Raw genomic sequence first — 10,167 nt, forward strand, 5'->3', positions numbered from 1 at the left:
TACCTTAGTGAAAGAAATCAGATAATCTGTCGGTGAAGCTAATAAAGATACTCCTATTAATCATTTGCATCATCTTTCTAATGCAGTTGCCTTGATAATATTACCCTCACCACATAACCCCCTTTTATTAAACCTATTAAAAAACTATCGCACAAGATGAAAACAATCGGAATTTGCTCCGACCATGCAGGATTTGAATTGAAACAGTTCGTTAAGGGCTGGCTGGAAGCCAAAGGTTGGGATTACAAAGACTTCGGTACATACACCACAGAAAGCTGCGACTACGCCGACTTCGCCCATCCCTTAGCCCTATCTGTTGAGTCCAGCGAGTGCTATCCCGGAATTGCCATCTGCGGAAGCGGCGAAGGCATCAGCATAACGTTAAACAAACACCAAGGCATTCGCGCCGCCCTTTGCTGGACAGCAGAGATTGCCCACTTGTCACGCCAGCACAATGACGCCAACGTGCTCGTCATGCCCGGACGCTTCATCAGCACTGAAGAAGCCGACATGATTATGACCGAGTTCTTTCAAACACAGTTTGAAGGCGGACGCCATCTTCGCAGAATTGAGAAAATACCGGTAAGATAATATCTGATTCTTATTACCTGTTCAAACACTCTTCAAGTTTATTTTGAAAACTATTTGAAGGGATGTTGTTCACTTTTTCATTTTATAACTATCAATCGTCTACTATTCAACAAATTGTAGTAAATTTGCAGTTGAAAGTAATATGAAGAGAATGAATAGCGATAAGCAGCTTTATATTATCAGTGGTTGTAATGGAGCCGGAAAGACGACTGCCTCATACACTGTATTGCCTCACGTTTTGCAATGCAAAGAGTTTGTCAATGCCGATGAAATAGCGCGCGGCCTCTCTCCTTTTAATCCGACCAATGTAGCTATCGAAGCCGGACGGCTGATGCTGCAACGCATTGACGAATTACTGAAGAATAACGAAAATTTCTCAATTGAAACTACACTTGCCACTCGTTCCTATACGCGTCTCGTCAAGCAAGCACAGAAACAGGGATATAAAGTCAGTCTGATTTATTTTTGGCTAAACTCTCCGGAACTGGCAATCAACCGCGTAGCACAACGTGTCAGTAATGGCGGACATGATATTCCTGAAGAAACAGTCCGACGCCGTTACCAAGCAGGTATTAATAATTTCTTCAATATATATATGCCTAATGTTGACTATTGGATGTTAGCGGATAATAGTCATACTCCACGTATTATTGTTGCAGAAGGCGGACGTGGGATATCAACTGAGGTGCATGATATTAAACTTTTTAACACTATACAAAGCTATGTCGAATAAAGAAAGAGAAGAACTAAGTCAAAAATTGCACTACGGATTGGCGCTTGCTGAACGAAGGATGCTTGAAGAGAAGGCTTTGCGTAATGAGGACGTAATACAGGGTACGCCCGACGGAAAAATCAAAGCCGTACCGGCTCGGAGGTTACTACGGAAAATGTATAAAGATAACCCGGAAAAGAATTAGAGTAAAAGAAGGCATTATCACATAAATGCTCCGACCTATTGGGATTTACCTATAGAACGGAGCATTTTTATTTCCATATCTTGCAATTCCGTCAAAAATTACACCCTTTTCATCAAAAACTCATCCCTGATAAACACATACTTCGCCTATCTTTGCCCTTGATATCTAACAAGTATTAAAACAAAATAATTAAGAAACCATGAAAAAGGTACTCGGAATTCTTTCCCTGCTTCTCCCGGTTACGTTGGCTACCGCCAACCCGATAGACTTCGACAAAGCATTCAATGAAAGCGCTAAAATCGAAAAACAAATCAAGAAAACCGCTTTCCCTGAGAAAATGTATCCCATCACCGACTTCGGCGCCAAGCCCGATACACCGGACGAACCCTGCCATGAAGCCATCAACCTGGCCATTGTGACGTGTAGCCTGAATGGCGGTGGCACAGTGGTAGTCCCCAAAGGTACATTCTACACAGGTCCCATCACACTGAAAAGCAACGTCAACTTCCACGTGGAAGAAGGCGCTACACTGAAATTCTCAACCGACCAAAGCCTCTACTTCCCCGGTGTTATCACCCGCTGGGAAGGAATAGACTGCTACAATGCCCACCCATTGATATACGCGTATGGCGAGACAAATATCGCCATCACCGGCAAAGGCGTCATTGACGGGCAAGGCTCCAACGAAACCTGGTGGCCCATGTGCGGCGCTCCCCGCTACGGCTGGAAAGAAGGCATGGTGGCACAGCGCAATGGCGGGCGCGAACGCCTGCTGATGTATGGCGAAACTTCTACTCCCATATATAAACGCATCATGACGCCTGAAGACGGTATGCGTCCGCAACTTATCAACCTGTATTCGTGCAACACTGTGCTGATAGAAGATGTAACACTGCTGAATTCTCCATTCTGGGTTATCCACCCGCTGTTCTGCGAAAGCCTCATTGTACGTGGAGTCAATGTCTTCAACCGCGGCCCTAACGGTGACGGCTGCGACCCTGAGTCGTGCAAGAACGTACTGATAGAGAATTGCACCTTCGATACCGGCGATGATTGCATTGCCATCAAGTCCGGACGCAATCAGGATGGACGCAAATGGAATATCCCCAGTGAAAACATCATTGTACGGGGTTGCTACATGAAGAACGGGCATGGCGGCGTAGTTATTGGCAGCGAAATTTCCGGCGGATACCGCAACCTGTATGTTGAGAACTGCAAGATGGACAGTCCTGACCTGGATCGTGTTATCCGCATCAAGACCAGCACCTGCCGCGGCGGACTGATTGAGAACGTATTTGTACGCAACATCACCGTAGGACAATGCCGCGAAGCCGTGCTGCGCATCAACCTGCAATACGAGAATCGCGAAAACTGTAGCCGTGGCTTCACTCCTACCGTCCGCAATGTTCATCTGAAGAACGTGACCTGCGAGAAGAGCAAGCTCGGCGTCCTCATTATCGGCCTCGACAATGACGACAACGTGTACAACATCAGCGTCGAAGACTCCCGCTTCAATAACGTTGCCGAAGGTGGAAACGATATAAAAGGAGCTAAAGACGTTACATTCAAAAATCTCTATATAAACAATAAACTTGTAAAGTAAGGGCCTGCTATCATTTACACGATATAAGCCCGAAGCGATGACATTCTGACAGAGAATCATCAGGCTTCGGGCTTTCTACTTCCTCCACCTCCCTATTTTTCACAGAATACTAAGAGCCTGTTTAAATTTTGCTCAAAATTTAAACAGGCTCTTATCCGTTGTTTCTAAATAAAAGCTATCTTTGTGGGCTAATAATCCGGCACACAATATGATATGGAGCAACTGAAAATAATCAAAGAGCTTATCAATCAGGGAAATATAACAGAAGCCATCCGGCTGCTTGACGAATATCCGATGACTGATTCCGCCAATCCGGACGAAGTGTATTATCTCCGGGGAAATGCCTACCGCAAACAAGGCAATTGGCAACAAGCCTTGAATAACTACCGGTACGCCATCGACCTCAACCCCGACAGCCCTGCACGGGAAGCCCATCGTATGGCAATGGATATCCTGAATTTCTTCAATAAAGATATGTACAATCAATAACATAAATAAAAGGAACATGAATTATGGCAAAAATTAAAGGAGCAATCGTAGTGGACACCGAACGGTGTAAAGGCTGCAACCTGTGCGTAGTAGCCTGTCCCCTGCATGTAATAGCCCTCACCAAAGAGGTGAACGTAAAGGGATATAACTATGCCCACCAAATACTGGAAGATACCTGTAACGGCTGCGCGTCGTGCGCCCAGGTTTGTCCGGACGGATGTATCTCCGTTTATAAACTGAAAGTTGAATAAATCTGTAATCAGTAAAAGAATATGGCAGAAGAAGTTGTATTAATGAAAGGAAACGAGGCTATCGCCTACGCCGCCATCCGATGCGGGGCAGACGGATACTTCGGTTATCCTATTACCCCGCAATCGGAAGTATTGGAAACTCTTGCCGAACTGAAACCGTGGGAAACTACCGGCATGGTAGTGCTTCAGGCAGAAAGTGAAGTGGCAGCAATTAATATGGTGTACGGCGGTGCAGCAAGTGGAAAGATGGTACTGACCTCATCTTCCAGTCCCGGGGTCAGCCTGAAACAGGAAGGCATATCCTATCTGGCAGGCGCCGAATTGCCTTGCCTGATTGTAAACGTAATGCGTGGCGGCCCGGGATTGGGAACTATCCAGCCCAGCCAGGCAGACTACTTCCAGACCGTGAAAGGCGGCGGACATGGCGACTATCGCCTCATTGCTCTTGCCCCGGCTTCGGTACAGGAAATGGCGGACTTCGTAGGGCTGGCTTTTGAACTTGCCTTCAAGTACCGCAACCCGGCTATCATCCTTGCCGACGGTGTTATCGGCCAGATGATGGAGAAAGTAGTTCTTCCCGCACAGAAACCCCGCCGCACGGATGCAGAAGTTATTGAGCAATGCCCGTGGGCTACTACCGGCAGAACCAATGGCCGCAAGCCCAATATCATTACTTCCCTGGAACTTAAACCGGAAGAAATGGAGAAGAACAACATCCGCTTCCAGGCCAAATACAAACTGATTGAGGAAAACGAAGTGCGCTTCGAGGAAATCAACTGCGAAGATGCCGATTATCTGATAGTAGCATTCGGCTCTATGGCGCGCATCGGCCAGAAAGCGATGGAACTGGCGCGCGAAGAAGGTATCAAGGTGGGCATGTTGCGCCCCATTACCCTCTGGCCGTTCCCCACAAAAGCCATTGCGGCATATTCCGACAAGGTAAAAGGCATGCTGGTTACCGAACTGAATGCGGGGCAGATGGTTGAAGACGTACGTCTGGCTGTAAACGGTAAGGTAAAAGTAGAACACTTCGGACGCCTCGGCGGTATCGTACCCGACCCGGATGAAATAGTAAGTGCATTAAAAGAAAAACTAATAGGAAAATGAATCCCGATAAGATAAGAAACGTATTGAATATACTCTTTATGATACTTGCCGTGGCTGCTATCATTGTGTATTTCGTTGCAAAGGATGACTTCAAACTGTTCATCTACGTTTGCGGCGCAGCAATATTCGTCAAGCTGATGGAGTTCTTTATACGATTCACCAACAGATAAAGGAGAAGTGACTATGACAAAAGAAGATATTATCAAACCCGAAAATCAGGTTTATAAAAAACCGACTCTGATGAACGATAATCCCATGCATTATTGTCCGGGATGCAGCCACGGTGTGGTACACAAGCTGGTTGCCGAGGTAATCGAGGAAATGGGCATGGAAGATAAAACAATAGGTATCTCCCCCGTAGGATGTGCCGTGTTCATCTACAACTATCTGGACATTGACTGGCAGGAAGCTGCACACGGACGTGCGCCCGCACTTGCCACCGCTATCAAGCGCCTCTGGCCCGACCGCCTGGTGTTTACTTACCAGGGCGACGGCGACCTGGCATGTATCGGTACTGCCGAAACCATCCACGCCCTGAACCGCGGCGAGAACATTACCATCATCTTCATCAACAACGCCATCTACGGTATGACGGGCGGACAGATGGCTCCCACCACGCTGGTTGGCATGAAGACCTCCACCAGTCCCTACGGACGTGACGTCCATCTGCACGGCTATCCGCTGAAGATGGCTGACATTGCCGCACAACTGGAAGGGACAGCTTACGTGACCCGCCAGAGCGTACAAAGCGTTGCTGCTATCCGCAAAGCCAAAAAAGCTATCCGCAAGGCTTTTGAGAACTCTATGGCAGGTAAAGGCTCCAACCTGGTAGAAATCGTTTCTACCTGTAACTCCGGTTGGAAGATGACTCCTGATAAATCAAACAAATGGATGGAAGAGCACATGTTCCCGTTCTATCCGCTGGGTGACTTGAAAGATAAATAATCCGCTTATTATATTTCAATCTTACCAAGTTATTTTTCAATCATTACTAAAACACTAAGAACAATGAAAGAAGAAATCATCATAGCCGGCTTCGGCGGACAAGGTGTATTGTCCATGGGAAAGATTCTGGCATATTCGGGACTGATGGAAGACAAGGAAGTGAGCTGGATGCCCGCCTATGGTCCGGAGCAACGCGGCGGTACTGCCAACGTAACGGTTATCGTGAGCGATAAGAAAATCTCCTCTCCCATCCTGAGCCAATACGATGCCGCCATCATACTGAACCAGCCTTCATTAGAGAAATTCGAAAGCAAGGTAAAGCCGGGTGGTATCCTGATTTACGACGGGTACGGCATCATCAACCCGCCTACGCGCAAGGATATCAAAGTGTATCGCATCGACGCAATGGATGCCGCCAACGGGATGAACAACGCCAAAGCATTCAACATGATTGTGCTGGGCGGACTGCTTAAGCTAAAACCGATGGTTACGCTGGACAGTGTACTCCGAGGTTTGAAAAAGACATTGCCCGAACGCCACCATCACTTGATACCGATGAATGAAGAGGCGATTAAGAAGGGGATGGAGCTGATTAAAGAAGTGTAAGCCTATAAGCCTTGCAAATAACAATTTAGCCCTTGCAATAATTTCATTTTGCAAGGGCTAATTTTATATATGCGCCCCAATTCTAACCTGCATTATTCATAAGTGTCTTGTCATAAGTAGGTGGAAATGGGTACGCGGACGACACGGAATAAGCGGACGAACGCGGAATATCTCTATTAGCTTCGCTGACAGAGATACTCTTGTTAATCCGCGTTCCGCTAAATTATTATTTAAGAAAAAAATCCGCGTTCGTCCGTTTAATCCGTGTCGTCCGCGTACCCATTCTTCGCTAAATTCTCATTTATAGTAAGCGAAGTACTTACACTATGAATAATACAGGCTAATTCCTACCATGAAGAACATTCAATTCACACTAACATTCTTCTTTTACATTTTTCTTATTATTTATATATCACACATACTATTTTGTTTTATCTTTGTCCCCTAATTATGAAACGCATTCTATTAACATACACATTTCTATTTGTATTGGGATTGCTGACAGTACAGGCACAGCGCACACTCAATGCATTAGATAATCGTGACCGCTACGGGAATCAGGTAGACCCATCCACACAACCAGATAGTCTGGATAACCACACCGATATACAAAGCCCTCCACCTAAACTCTATATGTGGAAAGTAAGCGAAAACCTGGGTAACCGGACTATCATTCCTGCCGATACCACAGCCCTGAACTTTCAGAATACCAATCTGGTAGACGGTATGACCGGACAATATAACTTCCTGGGTAACTTGGGTTCTCCCCGACTTTCACGTGTGTTCTTCGAACGTCAAGGAGACGATCCTACTATCTTTATGACTCCTTTCTCCAGCTTTTTCGTAAATCCCGATCAGGCATATTTCACCAACAGCAATATTCCCTATACTAATTTAACCTATTACAAGGCAGGTAACAAGATAAACGGTGAAGAACGCTTTAAATCTTATTTTTCCGTCAATGCAAACAAAGCGTTAGCTTTTGGTTTCAACATTGACTATCTATACGGAAGAGGGTTTTATGCCAAACAGTCTACTTCGTACTTCAATGCCGGCATATTCGGAAGCTATATTGGTGAACGTTATCAAGTACAAGCTGTCTATAATAACTTCCACATGAAGATGAACGAGAATGGCGGTATTGAAAACGATGGTTATATTACTCGTCCGGATACGATGGTTGGTGGCAGAAAAGAGTATGAACCAGCCAATATACCTGTAGTTTTTGAAAGAGCCGCAAACCATAATAAGAACTTCTACGTTTATCTGACTCAACGCTACCGGTTAGGATTCAAACGAAAAATATTAAAAGAAGAAGCTGCAAAAAACAATATACGGCAAACTTTTGCACCTACACCTACCCCCACAGCGACAAGAATAAGACCAAATATTGGAGACAGCCTGGCAACAGATAGTATTTTGTTGGCAGAAAAAAGGATTCAATCAGACAGTCTTAAATTAGACAGTCTTAAATCAGACAGTATCGGTAATAACGTAACTCTTGCCAATGACACCAATTATATTGAGGAGTTTGTACCGGTAACAAGTTTCATCCATACTTTTAAGATAGAGCGTTCACGCCACCGATTCCATGCAGGAGGCGAGCCGGACAAGTTTTATGAAAACTCACACTACAATGCCCAAGGAGCCAGCAGGGATTCTACCACGGCATTCAGCGTAAAGAATGTTTTCGGCATAGCTTTGCTGGAAGGCTTTAACAAATATGCCAAAGCCGGACTGACAGCTTATATTTCTCATAAGTACAGCCGGTATGATTTAATGAATAAAGACTCCATTACGACAGACCGCTTTACCGAGCAAGAAATATTTGTGGGTGGCGAACTCGCCAAACGGGAAGGTAAGACCTTACACTATTTGGTAAATGGTGAAATAGGTATCATGGATAAGGCATTAGGACAATTCCGCGTAGATGGAAATGCAGATTTGAACTTCCGGTTATGGAAAGATACCGTAAACCTCATCGCACGAGGTTTTGTAACCAATACCCTACCTTCTTTCTATATGCGGCATTATCATTCCAATCATTTCATTTGGGATAATGATAATATGGACAAAGAATTCCGTACCCGTATGGAAGGTGAACTGAACATAGAACGTTGGGGAACCAATATCCGCGCCGGTGTAGAAAATATAAAGAATTACACTTACTTTAACCGGAAATCCGTTCCCGAACAATATAGCGGCAACATACAAATACTTTCCGCCACGCTTAGACAAAACTTCCGTGCGGGTATATTCCACCTGGACAATGAAGTAACCTGGCAGAAATCGAGCAATGAAGCAGTTATTCCCTTGCCGCAACTCTCGCTTTACTCCAACTTATATATTCTGACTAAGTTGGCGAAAAAGGTGCTTACCGTACAATTGGGTGCCGACGTACGTTATTTCAGTAAATATTATGCTCCGGCTTATACACCCGCCATCCAACAGTTCCACTTGCAACCAAGTGATGATCAGGTAGAGATTGGTAATTATCCGATAGTCAATATCTACGCTAACCTGCATCTGAAACGTACGCGCATCTTTGTAATGATGTCCCACGTCAATCAAGGCATGGGTACACGTAATTACTTCCTTGTACCGCATTATCCTATCAATCCAAGTCTGCTCAAGATAGGTATTTCGTGGAATTTCTACGACTAAAAACCATAACGATGAAGATATCAAAAGCCAAAATCCTGAAATACGGAATAATGGGTATCATAGCTGCTCTTGTCGCTACTTTCTTTCTCAAAAAAGAGAAGCCACAAGGACACCCGCGCGATTATGCACAAATAGCTACCGAAAAAGTGATACGCGCCGCAACGGAATATAATTCCATTAGTTATTATGTAGATGGTGATACGCTATCAGGATTTCACTACGAACTGATAGAGGCTTTTGCACATGGGCATGGTTGGAAAGTTGACATTACTCCTGAAATGAGTTTTGAGAAAAGGTTGGAAGGACTGGCAAATGGAAAATTCGACGTTATCGCATATAGCATTCCGGTAAACAGCGAACTTAAAGACTCTTTACTGCTTACCGTTCCTATTATACTGAATAAGGAAGTATTGGTGCAACGAAAATCTACCTCGCCTACAGACTCCTTATATATCAAGAGCCAACTGGATCTGGCACGTAAAACATTGTATGTAGTAAAAGGCTCACCGGCTATCCTCCGTATCCGTAATTTAGGGAATGAAATCGGTGATACTATATATACGGAAGAAATAGAGAAATATGGTCCGGAACAGTTGATATCACTCGTAGCTCATGGAGATATTGACTATGCTGTATGTGATGAAAGCATTGCCCGTGCTGCAGCCGACAGTCTTCCGCAGATAGATATCAATACAAGCATTGGTTTTACCCAGTTTTATTCATGGGGAGTAAGTAAGCAATCACCCGTTTTATTGGATAGCCTCAACGCCTGGATCGATACTTTCCGGAAAAGCGATGAGTTTGAACTTATCTACCGGAAATATCTAAATGACAACAAATAATAGCCGTTTGTATTCATTATGATAGCATTATCCCGCTTTTCGTAACACGCCTTGATTTATAAATTCATCTTTTAGAGTACTTGATGAATAAACAAGGAATAATGATGCAGCATTTATGCGAATTATTGCATATTTACAAGCTATTTATGCAA

At 44.6% G+C, this 10,167-nt stretch carries 12 protein-coding genes; all 12 read left to right on the forward strand.

The window, feature by feature from the left end; all coding sequences use genetic code 11:
- Window positions 1-156: 156 nt before the first annotated feature.
- The 12 genes from rpiB (at window position 157) to B2Z67_RS15550 (ending at window position 10,015) form a co-directional block, all read left to right on the forward strand.
- Window positions 157-591, forward strand: a complete 435-nt coding sequence (rpiB, locus tag B2Z67_RS15495; protein ID WP_291530744.1) for a ribose 5-phosphate isomerase B — start codon at window positions 157-159, stop codon at window positions 589-591.
- Between the two features lie 151 nt (window positions 592-742).
- A complete protein-coding gene (locus B2Z67_RS15500; protein ID WP_291530758.1) occupies window positions 743-1,324 on the forward strand; it encodes a zeta toxin family protein in 582 nt (193 codons plus the stop codon).
- Window positions 1,314-1,508 carry a hypothetical protein gene (locus tag B2Z67_RS15505; RefSeq protein WP_291530745.1) on the forward strand — a complete coding sequence of 65 codons (195 nt, stop codon included), beginning with the start codon at window positions 1,314-1,316 and terminating at the stop codon, window positions 1,506-1,508. The genes B2Z67_RS15500 and B2Z67_RS15505 overlap by 11 nt, the downstream gene beginning before the upstream one ends.
- 199 nt (window positions 1,509-1,707) lie before the next feature.
- Window positions 1,708-3,111 (forward strand): glycoside hydrolase family 28 protein, encoded by a 1,404-nt coding sequence (locus B2Z67_RS15510; RefSeq protein WP_291530746.1) that lies wholly within the window; start codon window positions 1,708-1,710, stop codon window positions 3,109-3,111.
- Between the two features lie 213 nt (window positions 3,112-3,324).
- Window positions 3,325-3,600, forward strand: coding sequence for a tetratricopeptide repeat protein (locus tag B2Z67_RS15515; RefSeq protein WP_291530747.1), 276 nt, complete (start codon window positions 3,325-3,327; stop codon window positions 3,598-3,600).
- Window positions 3,601-3,623: 23 nt separating this feature from the next.
- Complete coding sequence (locus B2Z67_RS15520; RefSeq protein ID WP_291530748.1) at window positions 3,624-3,851, forward strand: indolepyruvate ferredoxin oxidoreductase subunit alpha; 228 nt, start codon at window positions 3,624-3,626, stop codon at window positions 3,849-3,851.
- 21 nt (window positions 3,852-3,872) lie between these two features.
- Window positions 3,873-4,958, forward strand: a complete 1,086-nt coding sequence (locus B2Z67_RS15525; RefSeq protein WP_291530749.1) for a 3-methyl-2-oxobutanoate dehydrogenase subunit VorB — start codon at window positions 3,873-3,875, stop codon at window positions 4,956-4,958.
- Entirely contained in the window at window positions 4,955-5,128 is a 174-nt protein-coding gene (locus B2Z67_RS15530) for a hypothetical protein (protein WP_291530750.1), read from the forward strand. Before B2Z67_RS15525 ends, B2Z67_RS15530 begins: the two co-directional genes overlap by 4 nt.
- Window positions 5,129-5,141: 13 nt before the next feature.
- Window positions 5,142-5,903, forward strand: coding sequence for a thiamine pyrophosphate-dependent enzyme (locus B2Z67_RS15535; protein WP_291530751.1), 762 nt, complete (start codon window positions 5,142-5,144; stop codon window positions 5,901-5,903).
- A 63-nt stretch (window positions 5,904-5,966) separates the two neighbouring features.
- Complete coding sequence (locus B2Z67_RS15540; protein ID WP_291530752.1) at window positions 5,967-6,509, forward strand: 2-oxoacid:acceptor oxidoreductase family protein; 543 nt, start codon at window positions 5,967-5,969, stop codon at window positions 6,507-6,509.
- Window positions 6,510-6,959: 450 nt separating this feature from the next.
- On the forward strand, window positions 6,960-9,173 hold the full coding sequence (locus tag B2Z67_RS15545) for a putative porin (RefSeq protein WP_291530753.1): 2,214 nt from the start codon (window positions 6,960-6,962) through the stop codon (window positions 9,171-9,173).
- A gap of 17 nt (window positions 9,174-9,190) precedes the next feature.
- Window positions 9,191-10,015 carry a transporter substrate-binding domain-containing protein gene (locus B2Z67_RS15550; protein WP_291530759.1) on the forward strand — a complete coding sequence of 275 codons (825 nt, stop codon included), beginning with the start codon at window positions 9,191-9,193 and terminating at the stop codon, window positions 10,013-10,015.
- Window positions 10,016-10,167 lie beyond the last annotated feature (152 nt).

The organism is Bacteroides sp. UBA939, assembly GCF_002293435.1.
Classification (GTDB): domain Bacteria; phylum Bacteroidota; class Bacteroidia; order Bacteroidales; family Bacteroidaceae; genus Bacteroides.

What these genes read in the sequence shown, in the direction of transcription:
- rpiB (WP_291530744.1), top strand. Translation starts at nt 157, where the DNA reads ATGAAAACAATCGGAATTTGCTCCGACCATGCAGGATTTGAATTGAAA.
- B2Z67_RS15500 (WP_291530758.1), top strand. Translation starts at nt 743, where the DNA reads ATGAATAGCGATAAGCAGCTTTATATTATCAGTGGTTGTAATGGAGCC.
- B2Z67_RS15505 (WP_291530745.1), top strand. Translation starts at nt 1,314, where the DNA reads ATGTCGAATAAAGAAAGAGAAGAACTAAGTCAAAAATTGCACTACGGA.
- B2Z67_RS15510 (WP_291530746.1), top strand. Translation starts at nt 1,708, where the DNA reads ATGAAAAAGGTACTCGGAATTCTTTCCCTGCTTCTCCCGGTTACGTTG.
- B2Z67_RS15515 (WP_291530747.1), top strand. Translation starts at nt 3,325, where the DNA reads ATGGAGCAACTGAAAATAATCAAAGAGCTTATCAATCAGGGAAATATA.
- B2Z67_RS15520 (WP_291530748.1), top strand. Translation starts at nt 3,624, where the DNA reads ATGGCAAAAATTAAAGGAGCAATCGTAGTGGACACCGAACGGTGTAAA.
- B2Z67_RS15525 (WP_291530749.1), top strand. Translation starts at nt 3,873, where the DNA reads ATGGCAGAAGAAGTTGTATTAATGAAAGGAAACGAGGCTATCGCCTAC.
- B2Z67_RS15530 (WP_291530750.1), top strand. Translation starts at nt 4,955, where the DNA reads ATGAATCCCGATAAGATAAGAAACGTATTGAATATACTCTTTATGATA.
- B2Z67_RS15535 (WP_291530751.1), top strand. Translation starts at nt 5,142, where the DNA reads ATGACAAAAGAAGATATTATCAAACCCGAAAATCAGGTTTATAAAAAA.
- B2Z67_RS15540 (WP_291530752.1), top strand. Translation starts at nt 5,967, where the DNA reads ATGAAAGAAGAAATCATCATAGCCGGCTTCGGCGGACAAGGTGTATTG.
- B2Z67_RS15545 (WP_291530753.1), top strand. Translation starts at nt 6,960, where the DNA reads ATGAAACGCATTCTATTAACATACACATTTCTATTTGTATTGGGATTG.